12 protein-coding genes are annotated in these 23,519 nt (G+C 53.2%); 7 read left to right on the top strand and 5 right to left on the bottom strand.

The window, feature by feature from the left end; genetic code table 11:
* Positions 1 to 1,536: 1,536 nt before the first annotated feature.
* On the bottom strand, positions 1,537 to 1,866 hold the full coding sequence (locus LKE88_RS02805; protein WP_276802700.1) for a TIGR04076 family protein: 330 nt from the start codon (positions 1,864 to 1,866) through the stop codon (positions 1,537 to 1,539).
* Positions 1,867 to 1,881: 15 nt separating this feature from the next.
* Complete coding sequence (locus LKE88_RS02800; RefSeq protein ID WP_276802699.1) at positions 1,882 to 2,943, bottom strand: NADH:flavin oxidoreductase; 1,062 nt, start codon at positions 2,941 to 2,943, stop codon at positions 1,882 to 1,884.
* Positions 2,944 to 3,042: 99 nt separating this feature from the next.
* Here LKE88_RS02800 and LKE88_RS02795 point away from each other — a divergent pair, with 99 nt between their 5' ends.
* From LKE88_RS02795 to LKE88_RS02775, 5 genes are all read left to right on the top strand, one after another.
* Positions 3,043 to 3,372, top strand: a complete 330-nt coding sequence (locus tag LKE88_RS02795; RefSeq protein ID WP_276802697.1) for a winged helix-turn-helix transcriptional regulator — start codon at positions 3,043 to 3,045, stop codon at positions 3,370 to 3,372.
* Between the two features lie 146 nt (positions 3,373 to 3,518).
* Entirely contained in the window at positions 3,519 to 4,268 is a 750-nt protein-coding gene (locus LKE88_RS02790) for a carboxymuconolactone decarboxylase family protein (RefSeq protein ID WP_276802696.1), read from the top strand.
* Positions 4,269 to 4,280: 12 nt separating this feature from the next.
* Positions 4,281 to 5,171: a LysR family transcriptional regulator gene (locus LKE88_RS02785; RefSeq protein WP_276802694.1), complete on the top strand. Its 891-nt coding sequence runs from the start codon at positions 4,281 to 4,283 to the stop codon at positions 5,169 to 5,171.
* Positions 5,172 to 5,234: 63 nt separating this feature from the next.
* Positions 5,235 to 5,927 (top strand): flavodoxin, encoded by a 693-nt coding sequence (locus tag LKE88_RS02780; protein WP_276802693.1) that lies wholly within the window; start codon positions 5,235 to 5,237, stop codon positions 5,925 to 5,927.
* A 52-nt stretch (positions 5,928 to 5,979) separates the two neighbouring features.
* Positions 5,980 to 6,987 carry an aldo/keto reductase gene (locus tag LKE88_RS02775; protein ID WP_276802692.1) on the top strand — a complete coding sequence of 336 codons (1,008 nt, stop codon included), beginning with the start codon at positions 5,980 to 5,982 and terminating at the stop codon, positions 6,985 to 6,987.
* A gap of 1,231 nt (positions 6,988 to 8,218) precedes the next feature.
* Here the strand turns inward: LKE88_RS02775 and LKE88_RS02770 are convergent.
* The 3 genes from LKE88_RS02770 to LKE88_RS02760 all read right to left on the bottom strand — a co-directional run bounded on the left by LKE88_RS02770 (position 8,219) and on the right by LKE88_RS02760 (position 21,988).
* On the bottom strand, positions 8,219 to 12,961 hold the full coding sequence (locus LKE88_RS02770; protein WP_276802690.1) for an autotransporter domain-containing protein: 4,743 nt from the start codon (positions 12,959 to 12,961) through the stop codon (positions 8,219 to 8,221).
* A gap of 1,356 nt (positions 12,962 to 14,317) precedes the next feature.
* A complete protein-coding gene (locus LKE88_RS02765; RefSeq protein ID WP_276802688.1) occupies positions 14,318 to 19,282 on the bottom strand; it encodes an autotransporter domain-containing protein in 4,965 nt (1,654 codons plus the stop codon).
* 2,328 nt (positions 19,283 to 21,610) lie between these two features.
* On the bottom strand, positions 21,611 to 21,988 hold the full coding sequence (locus tag LKE88_RS02760; protein WP_118287163.1) for a pyridoxamine 5'-phosphate oxidase family protein: 378 nt from the start codon (positions 21,986 to 21,988) through the stop codon (positions 21,611 to 21,613).
* Between the two features lie 183 nt (positions 21,989 to 22,171).
* Between LKE88_RS02760 and LKE88_RS02755 the strand changes: the two genes are divergently transcribed.
* Positions 22,172 to 22,669: an RrF2 family transcriptional regulator gene (locus LKE88_RS02755; RefSeq protein ID WP_118287164.1), complete on the top strand. Its 498-nt coding sequence runs from the start codon at positions 22,172 to 22,174 to the stop codon at positions 22,667 to 22,669.
* A 108-nt stretch (positions 22,670 to 22,777) separates the two neighbouring features.
* Complete coding sequence (locus LKE88_RS02750) at positions 22,778 to 23,323, top strand: flavodoxin family protein (protein ID WP_118287165.1); 546 nt, start codon at positions 22,778 to 22,780, stop codon at positions 23,321 to 23,323.
* Positions 23,324 to 23,519 lie beyond the last annotated feature (196 nt).

Genomic DNA, 23,519 nt, shown 5'->3' with positions numbered 1-23,519 from the left:
CGGCATTTCCCCAAGGGGAAAGTTTGTCCCCTTTTGGGGCTAGTTCAGACCGTTAGGTAGCTCAACTACAGAAAATTTGCCAATAGGCAAATTTTAGCTGTAGAAAACTCTGTACCGGATTTTTGATCGTGCGGTCAGCGGGGTATAGTGCAGGCATTCTACTTTTGAACTCCATCCGCCGGTGATTCCACCGGCACCTTCCTCTTCTCCTGTTCGCGCAACGCAGCGAACAGGTAAGTGGAAGGCATATGCGGCGCTAGCGCCGCAAAAAAAACGGATTGAACTTCCTCCGTCAGCCTAGCGGCTGACACCTCTTTCACGCTTGAAAGAGGCTTCCAGACCACTACTGGCCAATTGTTAATCATTACTATTGCATTATCATTACATTAACTGTTAAAACACCTACAGTACCGGTTAGCACTACCCCATGCCCTCCCCGCCTAACAGGAAGGGGAGGGCCGGCCAATCCTAGAATCCAAGGGCCGGGGTGGGGAAGGAACCTTCTGCGGCCGGAGGCCGCGAATGTATGATTAAAAGATGATACTTGGGTGAACTTCTATCGTCGCCTTGCGGTGCCACTTCCTACAGTGGTTCGCTGCAAGCCAGGCGGCGTCGCCCTACGGGCTCGCCTTCTGGGCAGCTATCACATGGGTCACGTATTCCAAATATCTTTTGGATAATTTGGGAAGATATTTGGACGTGACCGCAACGTTTGCAGGAAGCGGTCTAGGCCGCTACTGGTCAATTGTTAATCGTTACGATAGCTTTACCACTACATTCACTATCAAAAACACCTACAGTACCGGTTAGCACTACCCCATGCCCTCCCCGCCTAACAGGAAGGGGAGGGCCGGCCAATCCAAGAATCTATGGGCCGGGGTGGGGAAGGAACCTTCTGCGGCCGGAGGCCGCGAATGTATGATTAAAAGATGATACTTGGGTGAACTTCTATCGTCGCCTTGCGGCGACACTTCCTACAGTGGTTCGCTGCTAGCCAGAGTGGTTCGCGGCTCGTTGCGCAGCTTCACCCTGCGGGTTCGCTTTGCAGGCCGCTATCACATGGCTCATATTAACCAATTCTCTGCGGCTTGCAGCCTTGATAATTGGATATGAGCGCATTATTTTCGCCTTTCAGGCTCAATTCCTGGGCAGCTATCATATGGCTCGCGTATACCAAACAGCTTCTGGAATACTTGTAGCGCTGTTTGGACGCGAACGCAACGCTTTACGGTCGCATCCAAATGTCAATGCAGTTTCCCGATGACATTTGGAATATGCGACCTATGTGATAGCCGTCCGTGAGCCGAACCCGTAGGGTGAAGGAGAACGGAGCACGGCGAACCACTCAGGAAGCGTTCTATAACCACCACTGGTCAATTGTTAATCGTTATTATAGTGTCACCACTACATTAAGCATCAAAATACCTATAGTACCGGCCAGCTTCTATTTTTCCTCAAAAAAACGACTTGTAAGCCCATTTTTGGGTTCACAGGTCGTTTTTGTTTTCTTCATTAGCTTAGTCAGGCAGTCTGTGGTTATTCAAACATTTGGTCTGCGTCTTCGTCCAGGGCTTCGATCAGGAAGCTGACGGGGCGGAAGCCGTCGTTGCAGGAGGCTATAAAGGCGTTTTTGTCTTTGAGTTCTCCGTCGTAGAAGTTTTTGGCGCCGTGGGACAGGGCGAAAACGTATTCCATCATGGATTTCCAGGCGTTGTCGCACAGGCCTTTGGGTTTTTGCCAGCCGTTGGAGATGAAGGTCATGCCTTCGGTGTTGTAGTCGCAGGGGGTGAGGCCTGGGGTGGCGTATTTGTCTACCAGGTCCTGGTTCCACCCGCATTTGATGACGGTGATTTTTACTTTTTTCATGAAAAATTCCTCCTTTTATTGAAAGCGGCACTGGTGTGCTTTTGTTTGGTAGCAGGCGTCGCAATGGATGCATTTGGCGGGGCTCAGGTCTCCGCTCATCCAGCGGTTGGGCAGCTGGGGTTCGCGGATCAGGGCTCTGCTTAGGGCGAAGGCGTCTATTTTGTCCTGGTCCAGGAGTTGTTCCAGCTGCTGGGGCTCATTGTTGCAGCCGGTGAGGACGATGGGGATGGGGCATTTGGCTCTGACGGCTTTGGCCAGGTCCTGGTAGCAGGAGGGGTGGCGATTGCCGTTTTCCCAGGGGGCATGGTCTCCCAGGACTTCGATAAAGTCCAGGCCGCCAGCATAGAGGTGCTGGCAGAGGCCGGCGCATTCGTCGGCTGCATAGCAGGGGGCTATGGGTAGGGGCTGGTCCTTGTGTTGGGCAAGGATCCGGCGGATTTCAGCCTGGGGCTTAAAGTAGAAGCTGAATTTTGCGCAGATGGGATAGTCCGGCAGCTGGGCTTTGATGCCCTGGATAATTTCTACGATAAGGCGGCAGCGGTTCTCGGGGGTTCCGCCGTAGGCGTCCTGGCGCTGGTTGTAATAGGGGTTAAGAAAGCGGTACAGCAGCCAGCCGTAGGCCAGGTGGAGCTGCACGGCGTCAAAGCCGCACTGTTTTGCCCGGACTGCGGCGGCTATGTAGAGCTGGCGGATCTCTGCCAGGTCTTCCGGGGTCAGGGCGTTTACGTCGAGGGTTTGCTGCCCGGTTCCGGGTCTGACGTATTGGTACATATTCAGCTGGGGGATGATGGCGGCGCCGGAGGCGTGGGCTATAGCCACCAGTTGTTGGTAGGCGGGGATCAGGGCGTCGGTGTACAGGCGCATATTGTTTCCTATGGCGTTATTGCGCTCACAGACATCGGTGAGTTCGGTGATGATGGTTCCAATCCCGCCCTGGGCCAGCTGGCGATAGTGCTGGTACAATTCTGGGGTAGGGGTTCCGTCGGGCCTGCAAAGGGCCAACCAGGTGGCTGAACGGAACAGGCGATTTTTCAGGTGCAGTCCGCAGAGTTCTGCTGGCTGCAAGATTTTCAGCATATTGGCTCCCTCCTTGCTTTTTCGTTAGGTATAAAATATAATTTTAGAGAGAATAATGCAAGTACGCACATTTTTGTTCCTTGAAAAGGAGGCTGCAAAATGGACAAATACAAAGACGAGGTCCTGAATAAATGTCCTATTGTTTATGCCATGGAGATTATCGGTTCCAAATGGAAAATTCCCATTCTCTGGAATCTGACCCAGGAGGATAATCTGCACTACAATGAATTGAAGCGCCGGATTGCGGGGGTAACCAACACCATGCTTACCAGGGCGCTGCGGGAGCTGGAGGAGGCGAAGCTGCTGGTGCGCAAGTCTGCGGGGACCGTGCCGCCGTCGGTGACGTATCAATTGACAGACCTGGGAAGACAACTGCTGCCCTCCCTGGACGGACTGTACGCCTGGGGTGAGGCCTACCAAAAGCGGTAGTGCGTGCGCTCCGAAGTGGCTGCATCGATACCTAAAACGTATACTCTTCCATAGGAAAGAACAAATAGACAAGGGGCAAATGGGGGTCTATACTAATAGTAGTATGTGACTTTTGTATATGTATTCTGGAAAAGAGGTTATGGAGTATGGCAACGAAATTTGCTGAGGATTTTCATAATAAGCTGGTGGCTGGGGCTGCCCGGTCTATGCGGGATACGGATCCGGAGTTTGTGGAGCGGTTCCACAATTTTGCGTTTGATGAGGTAATCCACGATGTGGACCTGGACGACCGGACGCGGTTTATGGCGATTCTGGCTACGCTTTTGGGCTGCCAGGGTATCGATATGTACCGGAGAATGGTAGTGGGTGCGCTGAACTACGGGGTAATGCCGGTGGAAATCAAGGAGATTGTGTACCAGGCTGCGGCTTATCTGGGCATGGGCCGGGTGCTGCCGTTTCTGATGGCCACCAATGAGGTATTTACCCAGCGGGGGATTGCGCTGCCTCTGGAACCTCAGGCAACGACTACCACGGAAACCCGGCTGGAAGGCGGCCGGAAGGCACAGATGGATATTTTTGGCGAGGGCATGAAGGATTTTGCCACCAGTGGTCCGGAGGAAACCCGGCACATCAACAAGTGGCTGGTGGACAACTGCTTTGGGGACTATTACACCCGGAAGGGGCTGGACCTGAAGCAGCGGGAAATGATTACGTTCTGCTTCCTGTCCGCTCAGGGCGGGGCTGAACCGCAGCTGATTGCGCATGCCAAGGGGAATTTCAACGTAGGCAACGACCGGGCTTTCCTGATTAAGATTGTGTCCGCCTGCCTGCCGTTTATTGGTTATCCCCGGAGCCTGAATGCCATCAACTGCATCAAAAAGGCAGCGGAAAAATAAGGCGGTGAAGCCATGCTCCGGCAAGTAAAATATTTCCAAGCGGTGGTGACCTGCCGTTCGTTTACGGAGGCGGCGGCACTGTGCAATATTTCCCAGTCGGCCATTTCCCAGCAGATCCAGGCGCTGGAGCGGGAGCTGGGGGTCAAGCTGCTGATTCGGGAAAAGCGGAAGTTTGCCCTGACGCCGGCAGGAGAGTTTTTTTACCAGAGGAGTTTGGGTCTGGTAAAGGAGTTTGACAAGCTGTGCGAGGAAACGGTGCAGCTGGGGGACGGGACCCAGCCCAAGCTGGTGATTGGGTACCTGAAGAACTACTTTGGGGACGAGCTGTCCTATGCGGTGGCGTCGTTTCGGAAGGCGTACCCCCAGATTACGCTGGAAACCTTCAGTGGGACCCACGAGGAGCTGTATGAGGCGCTGCGGACGGGGCGGGCGGACCTGGTGCTGAACGATCTGCACCGGGCGCCTTCGGACCGGTATGAGAACTACTGGCTGTCCAAAACGTATCTGCATGCGGCGCTGGGGGCCTCTCTGCCTTTGGCCAAGGCCATTGGGGTTACCATGGAAGACCTGAAGGACCTGCCCTGCATTTTGATTACGCCTCCGTCCCAGGAGGAAAACGAGCGGCTGTTCTATCAGGAATATCTCCAGGTGAAAAGTGATTTTTGCCGGGTGGATACGCTGGATGAGGCGGTGCTGAAGGTAATCTCCGGCCAGGGCTATCTGCTGCGGGAATGGACCAGCTCTACGGGTCCGGCCAAGGAATTGGTGAAGTGTGTCCCGGTGCTGGACGACGGCAAAATTTTTACCCGGGACTACTATGCGTTCTGGCAGCTGCCGCCGGGGAAGAAGTATGTGCCGGTTTTTGGCGAGGAACTGAAGAAACAATTTAGCGGTCAAAAATAAGGCCGAATTCTGTGGGGCCTGGGTGTGTGGGGCCAGACGGAACGGGCCAAAGGAGTGAGTGCTATGAAGCTGAAGAAACTGCTGGTGACGGCTCTGGCGGCGGCCATGCTGCTGGCCACGGCGGCCTGCGGGGAAAGCGGGGCGGCGTCCAAGACCAGCGGGCAGGAGAGCGCAAAACCGGCCCAGCCGGCGCCAACGTCCACAGTGACCAGCTGGAAGGGGATTCCCAGCAGCAAGATTCTGGTGGCGTACTTCTCCCGGGCAGGAGAAAACTATGATGTGGGCTACATTAAGGTGGGGAATACCCATCTGATGGCGAATATGATTGCCCAGGCTACCGGGGCCAAGGAATTTGAGATTACGCCGGTGAAACCCTATCCCCAGGAGTATAAGGCGACTACGGAAATTGCCAAGAAGGAACTGAAGGAAAAGGCTCGGCCGGCCATTCAAGGTCCGCTACCGGAGCTGAAGGACTATGACGTGGTGTTCCTGGGCTATCCTATTTGGGGCGGCGATATGCCCATGGTGGTGTATACGTTCATGGAACAGGAAAATTTCCAGGGCAAGACAATAATTCCGTTCTGTACCTCCGGTGGGGAGTACATGACCGGGGAGGAAAAGAATATTCCCCAGTATGCCAAGGGTGCCCGGGTGCTCCAGGGGCTGGGGCTGGAAGGCGCCGTGGTGCAGAAGAACCCGGACCAGGCAAAGCCCAAGGTGGAGGCCTGGCTGAAGGGGCTGGACCTGAGCAAGTAACGGGTGTTCGTGTTTGTGGATAGAAAATTGCATTGGATCGGAGGATTGCAGTATGGAATATGATGTGCTTGGCAAGACGGATATTCGGGTTTCTAAGGTCTGTGTGGGCTGCATGAGCTTTGGCAAGGCAGGGACCATGCACGATTGGACGCTGAATCCGGAGCAGAGTGAAGCGGTGATTCACCATGCCCTGGACCTGGGCATCAACTTTTTTGATACGGCCAATGGCTACTCTGCCGGGACCAGTGAGGAATACCTGGGGAAGGCGCTGAAGCATTTGGTGCCTCGGGACCAGGTGGTGATTGCGTCCAAGGTGTATTTCAATCCGGGGCGGCTGTCCCGGGAGGCGATTTTCCGGGAAATCGACGGGACGCTGAAGCGCCTGGGCACGGATTATCTGGATTTGTACATTATCCACCGGTTTGACTACGAGCATCCCATTGAGGAAACCATGGAAGCCCTGGACGAGCTGGTGAAGAAGGGTAAGGTCCGGGCCATCGGGGCTTCGGCCATGTACGGGTACCAGTTCTACAATATGCAGCTGTGTGCCCGGGACCACGGCTGGACCCAGTTCTCCACCATGGAAAACCACTACAACCTCCTGTATCGGGAAGACGAGCGGGAACTGATTCCCATCTGCAAGGAGTGGCGGGTGTCCCTGATGCCCTACAGCCCCTTGGCAGCAGGCCATTTGACCCGGAATACCTGGACGGCGGATACCCTGCGGAGCCAGACGGACCGGGTGGCCATGGGCAAGTACGACCGGACGGAGCAGCAGGACCTGGAGATTGTGCACCGGGTGCACGCCCTGACCAGCAAGTATCCCGGCACCACCATGACCCAGATTGCCCTGGCCTGGCAGTGGGCCAAGGGCGTGACCGCTCCCATTGTGGGGGCCACCAAGGCCAAGTATTTGGATGATGCTGCGGCGGCACTGAAGGTGAAGCTGACCCCGGAAGATATTGCGTTCCTGGAAGAACCGTATCTGCCGCACCGGATTGTGGGGGCCATTGACAAGAATCCGCCCCAAGATGTGATGTTGTTGGATGAGAAGAAGTAACGTGAAATAGCGTGAAATTAAAAACCGTACTGCTTCCTGAGATGAGGAAGCAGTACGGTTTTTTGGGTTGTGCAATTAATGAACCTGAAGTGTGCTGGCCTGGGGAATCCACGAGCGGTTCGCTGCTAGCCAGTCATTTTCGCCCTTCGGGCTCAATTCCTGGGCAGCTATCGCATGGGCCTTATTGACCAAACATCCGTGGGATGTTTGGATGCGGCCGCAAGCGGTTCGCCGTGCTCCGTTCACCTTCACCCTGCGGGTTCGGCTCACGGACGGCTATCGCAGGGGTCGTATATTCCATTTCTCTACGGCCGAGGCTTTGAGAAATGGATACGACTCCCAAAGGCTGGAGCTATGGGCGCCCTCTGGGCATATCCCTTTTGTCAGCCATTCGGCTGACATTTCCCCTTCAGGGAAAGTCTGTCCCCGCTGGGGCTAGTGCGGCGAGGATGGTAGCTCAACTACAGAAAATTTGCCCGTGGGCAAATTTTTGCTGTAGAAAACTCTGATTTTTGGTCGTGAGGTCGGCGGGGTGTAGGTGTGGCCGGGCCCATCCGAGGCGCTGCGCGCCCCACCTTCCCGCAGTTGGACTGTTGTTGCTGCGGGAAGGCAGCGGCCGGTGGCCGCAATACTTGGGTAGAAAAGATAATACCTGGATAAACTTCCTCCGTCAGCCTAACGGCTGACACCTACCACACGCTTGTGGTAGGCTTCCAAGCCACTACTAGTCATCTTTATATCAGCACTATACATTAGATTTTACTTGACCAGTAATGGCAACGAAAGCTTCCTGCAAGCGTTGCGTTCACGTCCAAATATCTTCACAAGTTACCTAAAAGATATTTGGAATACGTGACCCATGTGATAGCTGCCCAGGAAGCAAGCACGTCAGTGCAAAGCTGACTGGCTTGCAGCGAACCACTGTAGGAAGTGTCACCGAAAGGCGACGATAGAAGTTCAAACAAGTATTATGATTTCCAATCCCAGTATTTGCGGCCTACGGCCGCTGCCTTCCACTTACCTGTTCGCTGCTTAGCACGAACAGGAGAAGGGGAAGGTGCCGGCGAACTCGCCGGCGGATGGGGTTCCGGTTCAGGCGGCGCTGGTGCCGCTATATTTTCCCACCGCAATCTAAACCCAAAAAGAGCAACCACAGATGGGGCTGTGATTGCTCTTTTTGGGTTTTCATATATGGGAAGTGCACTTTCCCCGAAGGGAAGGGGAAAGTCTATTAGAACTTGTACCGCAGGGCCAGGCTCCATACGTTGCTGCGTACGTCGCTGCCTTTCTGGTACTGGTAGCCCAGACCGTAGGTCATGCGGCCTTTTTCGGCTTCGATGCCCAGGCGGCCATAGAAGCTGCCGGAGTCGGATACGTCGTAGCCGAAGGTGCTGGAGGCGCCGTTGATGTTCAGGCGTTCGTCGCTGTTGCGGTCGCCCAGGGTCCACAGGTAGCCTGCTTCGGCAATGGGTTTCACCTTCCAGCCGTCCATCGCAAAGTCTTGGGTATACCGCAGGCCTACGGGGATCAGCCACAGGTTGGCGTTGTCGCTGTCGTGGTGGATGCCCAGGCTATCGGTGTAGTTGCCGTAATCCAGGTGGGCATAGCGTACACCTGCATACGGGGTCAGGGTGCCGTCACCGGCTGCGAAGTCGTGTTCGGCACGTACGCCGGCGGTGTAGGCATTAGAGGAAACGTCACCGGTGATTTCGCTGCCGCTGTTGTACTGGCTGAGATCGTTCTTGCCATGCAGCCAGGAGATATCGCCCAGGTAGGAGGTCTGGCCTCTGCGTACTCTGCCGTACAGGCTCAGGCCATAGTAGTCGGCGTCATTCTTGGTGGAAGCGGTATCGGTATTGCCGGAGAAGGAGCCGTCCATGTAGGTCAGGGCTGCACCGGCCACTACGCCGTTCTTATGGTACAGGTCGGAACCTACTACCACGCCGTTATACTGGGCGTCATAGTCTGCACCGGACAGGCCGTCCACAGCCAGGCCGCGGATGTTTTCCTTATCATGGATGTAATGAGCCCACAGGTCCTTATCCAGGGTGGTGTCTTTGACGTCAGCCAAATGGTTGGCCACAGCGCCGGTAAACAGGTTACCGGCTGTGTACAGGCCATGCTGTACGCCGGCCAGTTCGGTGAGGGAGGTGGCGCTGTTCAGGGCATTCACCTGAGAAGCGGTGGTGCTGTGTACATCGCTATTGGCCGCATTGCCAAACAGGGTACCTGCGGCACCGCCAGCGGCTACAGCTGCGGAAACTACGTTAGCTGCATTCAGGGCATTGCCGTATACATCGGTGGCATCCTTGGCTTCAGCGGTTACGGAGTATTGGGTATCGCCGTTGCCTTCGGCACCCACAAATTTCAGCAGTTGGTTATGGGTGAACACGTTGCTGGTGGTGTCTGCGTTGGCATCGGCATACCAGGCGTTGCCGGATTTCACGCTGGTACCAGAGAGAATGTTATAGGTGGTGCCTGCGGTGGCGCCGGAAATGTAGAGTTTGGCAGAGTCAGAAACGCTGGTAGAAGTAACGCCGGTAATGGCGGCGGTATTGCTGCCGGATACGGTGCTGCCGTTCACCATCAGGAGGGAAGCAGTACCCATGGAGAAGGTGCCTGCCTCGGCAGCGCTGTCGCTGGTGGCTTCACTGCTTACCACGATGCTGTTGGTGGTAAGGTCTTGGCTGGAAGCCAGATACAGGGCGGACAGGATACCGTCAGAACCCCAGGACAGGCCGGTTTCCTTGAACATATTTTCTGCAGCGGTGGTGTCCTTGGAACCCAGGGTCAGGGTGGAGTTTTCACCTACCACTACGTTTGCGCCGTCCAGGGATTCGATGGCTACTTCCGTGCCGTCATCCTGGGTGCCGCCGTTCCACACAGGATCCAGGTACAGGGTACCGCCGTTCAGGCTGACTTTGTCGGCCGTCAGGGTAGCAGCGGTGGTACCGGTGCCCAGGTTCAGGGTGGTGTTGGCAGTACCTGTAATATCACCGGTTACGGCTACATCACCAGTGATGGTGGAGGTACCGGCGGTGGAGAGGGTATCTACTGCCAGAGAGCCAGCAGTGGATTGGATGGCCGCATCGGTCAGGGTTACGGTGCCGTTAATCTGCGCATCCCCTTGGGAGGCAATGGTGGAACCCGTTGCAGCCACGTCGGCTTTAACGGTAGCAGGGGCCGTGGTGGTGCTTTGCAGGGTCAGGGTGCTGTCTTTCTGGACCGCCAGGGAGGAGCCTGTGTTCAGATCTACATTGCTGACAGTTACGTTAGCGGCAGTGCCTTCGGTGCCGATGTTCAGGGTGCTGACCTGATCATCGGCAGCTTTGATGGTGCCGGCTACGGCAACGTCACCGGTCAGGGTGTTGGTGCCGCTGGTGGTCAGTTCCTTAATGGCCAGGGAACCGTCCTTGGACTGAATAGCTGCATTTGTCAGGGCAATCGTGCCGTTGACTTCAGCCGGGCCATTGGAAACAATGGTGCTATTATCAGCAGTAACTTTTGCCGTAACAGTGGCCGGTTGGTCTGCACTGGTGCTCTGTAGGGTCAGGGTGCTGTTCTTCTGAACAGCAAGCGTAGAAGCTTCATTCAGCGCGACGTTAGAGACGGTTACGTTGGCAGCAGTACCTTCTTCCGTACCGCCGATGTTGATGGTGGCATCATTACTATCGGTTTTCACGGTGCCGGCCACGGTAACATTACCGGTAAGGGTAGAACCAGTAGCTGCAGTCAGGTCTTTATTGACGGTCAGGGTACCGGTCTTGGCGGCCAGGGTGGAACCAGCCAGGGATACGCTGCCGTCCACAGTGGTGGTACCGTTGGTATTGATGTTGCTGGTGGCCGTAGTGGCAACCAGGTCAGCTTTTACGTTCAAGGTTGTGTTGTCGACTGCTGCTTGCGCATTGCCGATGTTCAAGGTAGAACCTTCGGCCAAGCTTACTTCCGGAGTGGTATTGGCAGCGCTTTGGATGACTTCGGTAGTAGTAGTGCCGCCCAGGGTGACTTCGGTATTCTTAGCTACAGCTACGGTGGTAGTATTCTCATCTACAGCCAAGGCACCTACGTTGACGCCGTTGGAAATATTTACGGCGCCGGTTTCTGCATTGGAATTGGTTTCCACAGTGACTTTGTCCAGAGCAATGTTGCTGCCGACATCTTCGGCGTCAGCCAGGGAAACGGTGTTTGACGTCTGCTCATCGGTGCCTACCAGGGTACCTTCCATGATGACTTGGGTATTGGCTTGGGCAGTGGTCATGACGTTCTTGATGTCTTTTAGGTACGTGATGGTATATTTAGCATCGCTGAGGGACAGGGTGCCAGCCTTGAAGTTCACTTTGGCTGCAGCTTCGGTCAGTGCATTATCCTTTGAGGTTTCACTTTCCGTGGTGTTGGCATTGGTAAATACCTGGTCTGCCACAGTAGACAGAGTTGCAGTACCATCCAGGGTCAGCTTGCCAGTGCCGGTGATAGCTGTTTTCAAATCAGCTGTTGTCAATTTGCCGCTGGTGAGGGTCAAGGTGCTGCTGTCATCAACCTTTACAGTAGAGAGGTTCAAATTATCGCCGCCCAGGGTGACGGTGGAACCGTTAGTGGAGGAGACCGTGCCGCCGATGGTAGCATTCTTTGCCGTAACGGTAGAAGCGTCGGCGGACAAGTCGCCAGTAACGTTCAGGGCACCTTCAGCGTTAATGGAGCCGCCGTCGGTTACGGTGATGCTGTTGGCGTTAGTAGTGGTGCCAGCGGCAGTGGTGAGGGAACCGGCAGTGTTAGTGACCTTGACGGTAACACTGGTGGGTTGGTCAGTTTTGGCGAAGGCAGAGCCTTCCTGGTTGTACAGGTTAGCTGCCGTCAGGGTTTGGTTAGCCGCATTGGCCGCATAGCCGGTAATACCCGTTGCAGCCAATTTATCGTAAAGTTTGTCGATGGTTACATCGGCCAGGTTCAGGGTACCGCCGGTAACCTTGTAGGTGCTGGCCAGGTTCAGGTTGGCGTTTAGGTTTACGGTACCGCCTTCCACCGTAAAGTCACCGTAGTACTTGTCCAGGTTGCTGTTGATGGTGAGAGTGCCTTCGCCTTGTTTAACGATGAAGGGGTTATAGGCTTCAGCCGCAGTGGTGGTAGGAATTAACGTGCTGATGGTATCGGTATCGCCAGTAACGGCACCTGCAGCGCCGATGGTCAGGGTAGCACCGTCAGAAATGTTGAAGGTGGTATCCGTCCCCGGTTCCATAGCTAAGAAGCCGCCGCCGGAAGGTCCAACAGTGCCGTAGCCATTATATACGTACAGTTTGGAGGTATCGCCGCCTTCTTTGACAATGGTATTTCCGGTAAAGGCAGCGTCTTTCGTGACGTTGAAAGTCAGGTGGGTAGGAAGTTTAATGGACTTTTGATCAATAATCTTATCGCCATTATCATCTAAGACGTAACTGCCGTCTTCATTTTGCCGATATACATAATATATATTTCCCTTGCGGCTAGTGGCAATGGCACCGCCGATGACGTTGCCATATGCTGTATTGGAAATAGCAGAGTTGTTTTCAATCACCACATCATTGAAAGTGGCATTGGTTCCTTTGACTTCCATAGCACCGCCATATACTTCCAGGCCGGATGTAGCTGTATTGCCAGAAATGGTGGAATTTTGGAAGGTTGCATTCACGGCAGTAGGTTCAGGAATTAAGACATCCGTTGCCACATACCCTTCAAAATTTAAGCCACCGCCTAAAGCTGCTCCGCCCGAATATGCATCCATAGCAGCATCCGGTACGAGAGCATTATCCTTAACGTCTCCGAAGGTAATATTGCGTACCCCGCTGACATACCCACCGTACCAATTGTTTAACGTATGGTTGCTCCAGGTGATCGGATCCGCAGCAAAGGCTGTTCCTGCCATTCCCATTACACCCAGGGTGCTGGCGGCCAGCAGGCTGGCCAGGACTTGTTTGGTTAATTGTTTCCCGCTTTGTTTCATTGTAAAGCTCCTTCCCATATTTTGCTTATTGTGGTTATGAAACACACTACGTCGCTGCGCCCAAAGTCGGTCAATCTGCAGCTTTGCAGCCCCCCAAAATGTCCCCAGTAATTGGAAGACTCTGATTGCATCGGCCTGTTTCTCTTTGCCCCGTAACAAGGAGTTGCAGCAAGCGAAATTGCTGTTGTGTTATTTCATAACATACATATAAGTATTTGTTCAATAGGCATATTATAATACCGGAAATTGGGATAGGCAATACTGATTTGTCGAATTTCGTGCACAAATATAAAAAGGTAATATTCAGTAAGGAAAATGTAAAAGTTGGTGTGAAAAATATAACAAGAGAAGCAGGAAGAATGCGGGTTGCGAGATGTTAATATCAATAACAATTGTTAGGAGAATGAAAACTACAAAAAGAAAAAGCTGTTGGCAGAATTGATACATATGGGGAGAATTTAGGACATGGATGGGGGAGGAGCGATGGGCATATCCCTTTTGTCAGCCATTCGGCTGACATTTCCTCTTCAGGGAAAGTTTGTCCCCGCTGGGGCTAGTGCAGTGAGGATGGTAGTTCAACTACAGAAAATTTGCCAAAAGGCAAATTTTTGCTATAGAAAACTCTGTACCGGATTTTTGGTCGACGTTCTCAACGGGTGTTGTGCAGGCATCCTACTTTTGAACCCCATCCCGTTCTCGCTTCAAGAACGAAGCGAGAACGACCTTCCCCTTTACCAGTGCACGCCAAGCAGTGCACTGGTAAGGCGAAGGCAAATCGCGGCCAGAGGCCGCGAAAGACTGGGTAAACTTCCTCCGTCAGCCTAACGGCTGACACCTACCACACGCTTGTGGTAGGCGTTCTATAATCACTACTGGTCAATTGTTAATCGTTACGATAGCTTTACCACTACATTCACTATCAAAACACCTACAGCACCGACCAGCACTATCCATGGCCCTCCCCGCCTAACAGGAAGGGGAGGGACGGGCCACACCAAGAATCCATGGGCCCGGGGTGGGGAAGGCCACCTTCTGCGGCGCTGGCGCCGCCATATATTCCATCTTGATTCCTCAACAGCATGAAGCCACCCAAATTCCAGGCTTCATGCTGTTGTACGTTCTTCGCTTCCTCCATTGCTGCAATTTATCGCGACTCGATTCCACTGATTTCACACTAAACAGTTTCCATTTTACCAATTTAGCTGTGGGAGTGCTCCTTCTGCGGCGCTGGCGCCTTTATATTTTCCCACCGCAATCTAAACCCAAAAAGAGCAATCACAGATGGGGCTGTGATTGCTCTTTTTGGGTTTTCATATATGGGAAGTGCACTTTCCCCGAAGGGAAGGGGAAAGTCTATTAGAACTTGTACCGCAGGGCCAGGCTCCATACGTTGCTGCGTACGTCGCTGCCTTTCTGGTACTGGTAGCCCAAGCCATAGGTCATGGGGCCGTGTTCTGCTTCAATGCCCAGGCGGCCGTAGAAGCTGCCGGAGTCGGATACGTCGTAGCCGAAGGTGCTGGCGGAACCGTTGATGTTCAGGCGTTCATCGCTGTTGCGGTCGCCCAGGGTCCACAGGTAGCCTGCTTCGGCAATGGGTTTCACGTTCCAGCCGTCCATGCTGAAGTCTTGGGTATAACGCAGGCCTACGGGGATCAGCCACAGGTTGGCGTTGTCGCTGTCGTGGTGGATGCCCAGGCTGTCGGTGTAGTTGCCGTAGTCCAGGTGGGCATAACGTACACCTGCATACGGGGTCAGGGTGCCGTCACCGGCTGCGAAGTCGTGTTCAGCCCGTACGCCGGCGGTGTAGGCGTTGGAAGAAACGTCCCCTGTGATTTCGCTGCCGCTGTTGTATTGGCTCAGGTCGTTCTTGCCATGCAGCCAGGAGATGTCGCCCAGGTAGGAGGTCTGGCCTCTGCGTACTCTGCCGTACAGGCTCAGGCCGTAGTAGTCGGCATCATTCTTGGTGGAGGCAGTATCGGAGCTTCCGGAGAAGGATCCGTCCATGTAGGTCAGGGCTGCACCTGCGACTACGCCGTTGTTGTGGTACAGGTCGGAACCTACTACTACGCCGTTGTACTGGGCGTCATAGTCTGCACCGGACAGGCCGTCTACAGCCAGGCCGCGGATGTTTTCCTTATCGTGGATGTAGTGGGCCCACAGGTCCTTATCCAGGGTGGTGTCTTTGACATCAGCCAGGTGGTTGGCTACAGCACCGGTAAACAGGTTACCGGCTGTGTACAGGCCATGCTGAACGCCGGCCAGTTCGGTGAGGGAGGTGGCGCTTTGCATAGCGTTCATTTGATCTGCTTTGGTGGAGTTGATGGTATCGTCGGAGGCAGTCATAAAGAAATCGGCGGCAGGGGTGGTGCTGACAAGGGCGGCATTCACCAGGTTGATGTTGTTGGTATTGCCGTATACTTCGCTGGCGTCCCGGAGTTCTGTGGTGACGGAGAACTGGGTTTCACTGTTCCCTTCTGCACCCACAACTTTGAGCAGTTGGTTATGGACCAGAATGTTGGAGGAAGCGTCTTCACCGGCGTCTACGTACCAAGCATTGCCTTCCTTTACATTGCCAGCAGCTACTGTCAACCCAAGATTTGTAAAGGTGGTTTCCTTACTGGCACTTAAAATATTATAGGTGGTATTTTTAACAGCTCCGTCGATGTAGAGTTTGGCAGATTGAGAAATGTCAGTGGATACCACATCGGTAAAGGCCGCAGCCTGACTGCCAGAAACGGCACTGCCTTTGACCATGAGGAGGGTATTGTCACCCATGGTCAGGGAGCCATAATTTTTTGGTATTACGGTGGATTCTGCATTGCTGTCTACATAAAGGGTGTTGCTCAAAGTATATTGTCTAGTACTATAGTCTACTGAGGAGTAATTTGCCAAGCTGGTGCTGGCTGCTGCATATACTGCAGAAAGTACGCCATCTGTCCCCCAGGTGAGGCCGCTGTCTTTAAAGGCATTTTCCGCCAGAGTTTTGTCTTCGGAACCCAGGGTGAAGGTGGAGTTGCTGCCTACAATGACCCGGGCTCTGGAGATGGAATTGGTGGCAACCTCTGTGCCGTCTGCCATTTCGTCACCATTTACCCAGACAGGATCCAGGAAGAGCGTACCTTGGTGCATATCAATGCTGTTGGCGCTGATTTCACCCGCGGAATCAGAATCGCCTACGTTTAGGACCGCTTTGAAGCTTTTCCCCTGAATATCGCCTCCTACGTCAACGGCACCTGTAATCGTTGTGGTACGGTCAATAGATACGTCGCCAGAGACAGTCAGGGAATCTGCTACATTCAGTGTGGCGGTTCTTTTATATCTGATAGTCCCGGCAAGACTTAAGTCACCGTCAACAGTGGTGTCGCCATTCACAGCGAGCACGGAATTTGTGTTGTAGTCCCCGCCTACTGTCAGGGAGCCATTAATATTGACATTACCGGAAATAGCAGAGGAACCAGTGGTGGTCAGGTCCTGGGCCAGGGTAACGGTGCCGTTATTGGTATTAAGAGAAGAATCTGCCAGGCTGACATTGCCGGTAATCGTGGCGTTGCCGTTGGTGGTTACCGTGGCATTGTCTGCGGTAATGGCGGCATCAATAGTGGAATTGGTTCCTGTGGTTGTCAGGGAGCTGTCCTTAGCCATCGTTAGGGTGCCGCCGTTGAGATCCACGTTGGAAGCGGTAACGGTGGCTGCGGTGGTGTCATCGCCCAAGTTCAGGTTTCCTGTGCCGGCGGAATTGATGTCACCGGCAACGGCCACGTCCCCAGTGACGCTATTGGTACCGCTGGCAGTCAGGTTCTTTTCGACGCTCAGGGTGCCTGCGGTGGCCGCAAGGGTAGAGTTGGTCAGGCTAACATCGCCTGTAACGGTGGTCGCCTTATTCGTGGTAATGGTGCTGTCAGCTGCTTTGACAGTAGCGTCGACGGTCAAGGCGTTCGCTGTGTTGTCTTTGGTTCCCAAGGTAAGGGAGCTGCCGGAGGCAACATCCAGGGTGCCGCCATTCAGGTCGATGTTATTGGTGGTTAAGGTGCTTTTTTCTGCGCTATTACCGACCTGGAGAGAGGAGGCTGTGTCGCCGCTGTTGGTAATGGAGCCATCAATAGTAACGTCACCGGCAACCTTAGACGTGCCGCTGGTAGTCAGGTCCTGGCTTAAGGTCAGGGTGCCGGTTTTGGCATCCAGGGACGAATCCGCCAGGGCCACAGTGCCATTTACCGTGGTTACGCCGTTGGTGTTGATGGCGCTGTCCGTAGCTGCCAGGTTGGCGTCAACCGTCAGGGCATGATCTGCGGCGACGCTGTCGTTGCCGATGTTCAGGGTAGAATCGTTGGTCAGGCTCACGGAAGCCGTACCGTTTTTCGTAGTAATGACGTCCGTTGTTTCGGCACCGCCCAGGGTTAACGTTTGGTCCGATACGGTAACGGTATTGGCATCGCCGGTCATCTCCAAAGAAGCTGCACTAAGGCCGCTGACGCCGGTGGAACTGATGTTCAAATCTTTATCTGTGGTAGCGGAAACGGTATCCAGTTCCACGCCGCTGCCCAAATTGCTGATGGTATCAACGGAAAGGCTGGAAACAGTATCACCTGATTCATCCACGAGGGTGCCTTTCATAATGATGCCCGTATTGGATTTGTTTGCGGTCATTACATCCTTTACATCCTGCAGGTAGGTCAGGGTGTACTTGGTATCATTCAGGGCGATTTTGCCAGCTGTAAAGTTTACCAGGTTAGAAGCGGTGCTGGTAAGTGCGCTGGTGTCAGAGTCGGTAGTTTCTGTGGTAGCCGTATTGGTGAAAACCTGATCTGCCGTGGTAGACAGCACGGCAGTACCGTCAAGGGTAATCTTGCCGCCGCCAGTGATGGCATCGGTCAGTGTGGTGGCGTTCAAGGTACCGCCGGTCAGGGTGACGTTACTGGTGCTATCCACAGTAATTTTGTTTAAGGATAAATCGCTGCCGCCGATGGAAACAGTGGCGTTATCAGCGGCAGATAAGGTGCCGCTGCTGATGGTGGCGTCGGAAGCGGTGACCTTGCCGTTATCTACGGACAAAGAAGCCAGGTTCAGTCTGCCTGCAGCATCGATGGAGCCGCCGTCTGTCACGGTAACAGCTCCGGCATTGACGGTGGTGTCAGCTTTGGTAACCAGGGAGCCGGCGGTATTGGCTACCTTATGAGCGGTTCCAAGCTCTGTTGTGCCAATAACCGTTCCCTGCAGGGTTTCGTTTTCAGCATCAGCTGTATAGCCCGTCAGGCCAGTTGCTGCAAGCTTATCGTACAGTTTGTCAATGGTGACATCCTTCAGGTTGAGGGTGCCGCCGCTAACGGTGTAGGTGTTTGCCAGATTCAGGTTTTTGTTCAGGTTTACCGTACCTGCATTGATATTGAAGTCACCATAGTATTTGTCCAGGGTGCTGTTGATGGTCAGGGTACCTTCGCCGGTTTTGGTAATATAGGGGTTGTACATGGCTTCGGAGGAGCTATAGCTGATCAGGCTGCTGATGGCATCTGTGTCGCCGGTTACAGTCGATGTGCCAAGGGTCAGCGTGGCTCCGGCAGCAATATTGAACGTGGCATCACTGCCGGGTTCCAATACCATGAAGCCGCCGCCGGTAGAACCGAAAGGAGTACCGGTGCCGGTAGATTCAAAGTCATATAAAGTAGAGGCGCTGCCGCTGGTGGTTACGGTGTTGCCGGTGTAAGCCAAATCTTTGGTTACGTCAAAGGTAACTTGGGTGGAAAGGGAAACAGGTATATCTTTATAGCCCCAGGTTCCGTCTTCCAGCTGCATATAAGCGTGCAAGGTATTTCCTTTATAAACAGCATCAATAGCCCCGCCCATAGCCGCACCGGTGGTCGAGGTAGAAGTCACGTTATTATTTTGAATCACTGCATTGGTGAAGGTGGCGTTAACGCCTTTTAAGGCTAAGGCGCCGCCTTCGATGGTTCTGGTTCCGGACAAGGAGTTGCCGGTAATTTGGACGCCATCCGTGGTGGTTAATTCCAGCTGGGCAACAGGAGTAACCATGCCGCCCTGAAAATAAATACTGCCGCCGGCAGCATCGCCGGTTTTATAGGTGGACGTAATTTTGTTGTTCGTTACAGAGGTAAGCAAAAAAGCAGGTCTGAGGTCTGCCAGAACCGCAGAGAATACGTTAGGATCCAGCCAGGTGGGCACGGTTTCTGTGGTATTATCCAGTTTAATAGGATCTGGAGCATCCGCGGCCTGCACAGTGCCTGCCATCCCCATTACACCCAGTGTGCTTGCGGCCAAAACGCTGGCCAAGATTTGCTTGGTTAATTTTCTCCCACTTTGTTTCATTGTAAAACTCCTTCCCGTTTTTACTTGGTGCGATTTGCTTGATACGTTAGAAGCTCCTAACTGAAGCTTTAAAAAAGCAGCGTCTTTCCAGCTGCATTTGGTGTTTGACCATCCCCAGAAACTGGAAAGTACTGTCTTTGGTCAGCGGTTTCTCTTTGTCCCGTAACAAGGAGTAGGAGCAGCTGGTACAGCTATGGTATTGCTTCATAACGTACATATAAGCATTAGTTTAACACGAATATTATAGTACGACCACTTTAGATATTCAATATTAAATTTGCTGATTTTGCAAACAAATATAAAAATGTAATATCCAGTGGGGAAAATAGTAAAACGGATGTAAAAAATATAACGCAGAAGGTAGGTAGAATGCGGGTTGTAAGATGTTAATATCGATAACAATTATGAAGTGTGGAGAAAATGTAAAAAGAAGTTTGTGTTGACGGGGTGAGGTGTAGTGGGGTAGATTTTGGACATAGATAGGTAGAGGTGAGAACTAATAGTTAGTACGGTTAGCATACTTTGCAGGCATTGTTTGCCGGGTATCCTCGCTCAGTCAGCCACTAGCGTGGCTGCCAGCTCCCCCCTAAAGTGAGGAGCCTTTAAGGGTTGGTGCGGTCGGCGGACTTCCTGGTGCTGGTGCCGGGTATCCACTCAGTGGTTCGCGGCTAGCCAGGCGGCGTCGCCCTGCGGGCTTGCCTTCTGGGCCGCTATCACAGGGGTCGTATATTCCATTTCTCTACGGCCAGGGCCTTGAGAAATGGATACGACTCCCTCAGTCAGCCTTCGGCGACAGCTCTCCCAGCGGTTCGCCGTGTTCCGTTCCCCTTCACCCTGCGGGTTCGGCTCACGGACGGCTATCGCATGGGCCTTATTAACCAAACAGCCACTTGCAGAATTTGAGGGCTGTTTGGATGCGGCCGCATAGAGGCGAGAGCTATGGGCGCCCGCTGGGCAGGTTGGTTTTGAACCCAATCCTTGCCCCGCTTTATGACTGGGGCGGGGCGTTCCTTCCCCTTCTCCTGTTCGCATAGCGAACAGGTAAGTGGAAGGCATATGCGGCGCTGGCGCCGCAAAAAAGCGGCAATTAAACTTTCTCCGTCAGCTTTTGGCTGACACCTCTTTCACGCTTGAAAGAGGCTTTCTTAGGACACCACTGGTCATCTTCATATTGACACTATATTTTAGATTTTACTTGACTGGTAGTGGCCTGGAAGCCTACCACAGTGGTTCGCATTAGCCAAGAGTCCTTTGATAAACTGTGGACTCTTGGCTAATGCGACCGCAATGCGTTGTGGTAGGTGTCAGCCATTACCTTCCACATTTATGGGGAAGGGGAACCGCCCGTAGGGTGGTGGAAAGGGGGCTGACGAAGGAAGTTTTTCCCCATTGCCGCGGTGCGGCATTTCCCCTTCAGGGAAAGTCTGTCCCCTTTTGGGGCTAGTGCGGACCGTTAGGTAGTCCAACTACAGAAAATTTGCCAAAAGGCAAATTTTTGCTGTAGAAAACTCTGATTTTTGGTCGTGAGGTCGGCGGGGTGTAGTGCAGGCATCCTACTTTTGAACTCCATCCGCCGGCAAGTTTGCCGGCACCTTCCTCTTCTCCTGTTCGCATAGCGAACAGGTAAGTGGAAGGCAGGCGGCCGGGAGGCCGCGAATAATCGGATAAACTTCTATCGTCGCCTCACGGCGACACTTCCTGAGCGGTTCGCTGCTAGCCAGTCATTTTCGCCTTTCAGGCTCAATTCCTGGGCAGCTATCACATGGCTCGCGTATACCAAACAGCTTTTGGAATACTTGTAGCGCTGTTTGGACGCGAACGCAACGCTTTACGGTCGCATCCAAATGTCAATGCAGTTTCCCGATGACATTTGGAATATGCGACCTATGTGATAGCCGTCCGTGAGCCGAACCCGTAGGGTGAAGGAGAACGGAGCACGGCGAACCACTCAGGAAGCGTTCTATATCGCTGCTGGTCAATTGTTAATCGTTACGATAGCTTTACTACTACATTCACTATTAAAAACACCTACAGCACAGGCCAGTACTACCCATGCCCTCCCCGCCATTCAGGAAGGGGAGGGACGGCCAATCCAAGGGCCGGGGTGGGGAAGGTCTCATTCTGCGGCCAAGGGCCGCCATATATTCCATCTTGATTCCTCAACAGCTTGAAGCCACCTAAATTCCAGGCTTCAAGCTGTTGTACGTTCTCTGTTTTACATCCTCCAATCCCTGTTGACCGCACCAACGCCATACACGATGCGCAAAAAAGAGCTGACGCCCTTACAAAGCGGGGCTGCAGCTCTAATCCTATGCTTTTTTGCTTCTTTTAAATCTTTTGGGTGCAGGTTTCGATGGTGATTTCCATGACTCTATTAGGGAAGGTGAGTTTCTTTTTCATCAGGTCGAATTCGGGGCCTTCGCTCAAAAAGCGGGCGGTGCCTTCCACAATGAAGCCGGTGCCTTGGTAGTCTTTATAGCCGAGGACTTCTTTGGTGCCTGCGGCGAGTTTGACTTTGGGGTTGGCGTTGACGTTTTTCTCGGTTTGGCGGAAGCCGAAGGCGGGGACGAGGATTTTGCCGTCTTGGGTGATTTCCAAGTAGGAATTCCAGGTGTTGACCAAATGGGGTTCGGGGGTAGCGCCCCAGGACAGGATGGTGACGACGCCTTCGTGTTTCAGTACTTCGCGGAATTTTTCGTTGATCATTTGTAGGCTCCTTTAGGGTTAATTGTTAATCGTGGATACGTTCTATCTGCAATTATAATAATCAATTTACTGCTCGCTGTCAAGGAAAAATAATAAAAGATAAATATTATCCATAATAGAATTGACGGGGGAGGGGTATCTGGGTTAAGATAGAGAAAATTCCAGGGAATGAGGAGAAGCAACATGAAATATTCTGTGGGTGTGGAGTATGCGCTCCATTGTTTGTTATATATGGTGGATTTGCCGGCGGGGCAGGCGGTGGGTATCAAGGATCTGGCGCTGTACCAGGGGGTCTCGGAGACGTATTTGTCCAAGGTGTTTACGCGGCTGCGGAAGGCGGGGCTGATCCAGGCGGCGCCGGGGGTAAAGGGCGGCTACAGGCTGCTGGCCAAGCCGGAGGAGATTACGTTCTGGGGGGTGGTGGAGGCCATTGAAGGGGCCGAGCCGCTGTTCCAATGTCAGGAGATCCGGCAGCGGGAGCTGCTGCTGGACCAGGAGCATTTGCCAGATGCGTACACGAAATGTCCTTGTCTTATCAATACGGTGATGCAGGAGGGGGAGAACCAGCTGCGGCAGTATCTTAACAGCAAGACGCTGGCCTGGCTGCACCAGCAGGTGGCTACGAAAATTCCGCAGGAGCACAAGCGGGCCATGGAAAACTGGTTTGCTGGGAAGCGGTAACTGTACAATTTTTGATTTTTCCGTGCTATTTCCTCTATATGTTGTTATAATATAGTTATCAGACAACAATTGTAGGTGTTTGAAGCACCTGTGGAGGAGGTATTGGTTATGGGCAAAAAAATTGTGGTAATCACGGGGAGTCCTCGAAAGAAGGGGAACACCATGGCGATGGCGGAGGCTTTCATCAAGGAGGCGGAGGCCAAGGGGCATGAGGTCTATCGTTTCGATGCGGCCAAGGCTAATTTGGGCGGCTGTCATGCCTGCGAGCAATGCTACCAGAATGGGAAGGCTTGTGCCTTTGATGATGATTTCAATACGCTGGCTCCAAAGATTCTGGAAGCGGATGATATTATTTTTGTGATGCCGGTGTACTGGTATTCCATTCCGGCCCAGATCAAGTGTGTGCTGGACAAGTTCTATTCTTTCTGCGTGGCGGGCAAGGATGTGGCCGGCAAGGGCTATGGGCTGATTGCTGCCTGCGAGGAAAACAGCATGGATGTGTTTGCTGGGATCCGGATTCCTCTGGCCAAGTCTGCTGACCTGTTGAAATGGCACAAGGTGGCTGAGGTGCTGGTGCCGGGGGTCTATCGTATCGGGGAAATTGATGATACGGATGGCTGCGAACGGGCTGCCAGAATGGCAGACGAACTGTAAACTGCAAAGTATATGCAGAAAAAAGGCTTGACGTTTGGCGGGGGTTCTCCTTTTGCGCAGGGGGCTCCCGCTTTTTCGGATAGCTTTATCAAAAAATAAACGTATAAATATAGAATTCCGATAATTCTTTCATCATTTTTTCATGTTTCTATGCTATAATTTATAATTATAAAGGAAACGGGTTGTTTCCATACCT

The organism is Acidaminococcus hominis, from assembly GCF_022484025.1.
Taxonomy (GTDB): domain Bacteria; phylum Bacillota; class Negativicutes; order Acidaminococcales; family Acidaminococcaceae; genus Acidaminococcus; species Acidaminococcus hominis.
The sequence above is the reverse complement of the archived record's forward strand: the minus strand, read 5'-3'. Positions and strand labels throughout refer to the sequence as shown.

Bases quoted from the DNA above. Each gene is read 5' to 3' on its own strand.
- LKE88_RS02760 (WP_118287163.1), bottom strand. From the start codon at position 21,988: ATGATCAACGAAAAATTCCGCGAAGTACTGAAACACGAAGGCGTCGTC.
- LKE88_RS02785 (WP_276802694.1), top strand. From the start codon at position 4,281: ATGCTCCGGCAAGTAAAATATTTCCAAGCGGTGGTGACCTGCCGTTCG.
- LKE88_RS02765 (WP_276802688.1), bottom strand. From the start codon at position 19,282: ATGAAACAAAGTGGGAGAAAATTAACCAAGCAAATCTTGGCCAGCGTT.
- LKE88_RS02770 (WP_276802690.1), bottom strand. From the start codon at position 12,961: ATGAAACAAAGCGGGAAACAATTAACCAAACAAGTCCTGGCCAGCCTG.
- LKE88_RS02750 (WP_118287165.1), top strand. From the start codon at position 22,778: ATGGGCAAAAAAATTGTGGTAATCACGGGGAGTCCTCGAAAGAAGGGG.
- LKE88_RS02790 (WP_276802696.1), top strand. From the start codon at position 3,519: ATGGCAACGAAATTTGCTGAGGATTTTCATAATAAGCTGGTGGCTGGG.
- LKE88_RS02805 (WP_276802700.1), bottom strand. From the start codon at position 1,866: ATGAAAAAAGTAAAAATCACCGTCATCAAATGCGGGTGGAACCAGGAC.
- LKE88_RS02755 (WP_118287164.1), top strand. From the start codon at position 22,172: ATGAAATATTCTGTGGGTGTGGAGTATGCGCTCCATTGTTTGTTATAT.
- LKE88_RS02780 (WP_276802693.1), top strand. From the start codon at position 5,235: ATGAAGCTGAAGAAACTGCTGGTGACGGCTCTGGCGGCGGCCATGCTG.
- LKE88_RS02775 (WP_276802692.1), top strand. From the start codon at position 5,980: ATGGAATATGATGTGCTTGGCAAGACGGATATTCGGGTTTCTAAGGTC.
- LKE88_RS02800 (WP_276802699.1), bottom strand. From the start codon at position 2,943: ATGCTGAAAATCTTGCAGCCAGCAGAACTCTGCGGACTGCACCTGAAA.
- LKE88_RS02795 (WP_276802697.1), top strand. From the start codon at position 3,043: ATGGACAAATACAAAGACGAGGTCCTGAATAAATGTCCTATTGTTTAT.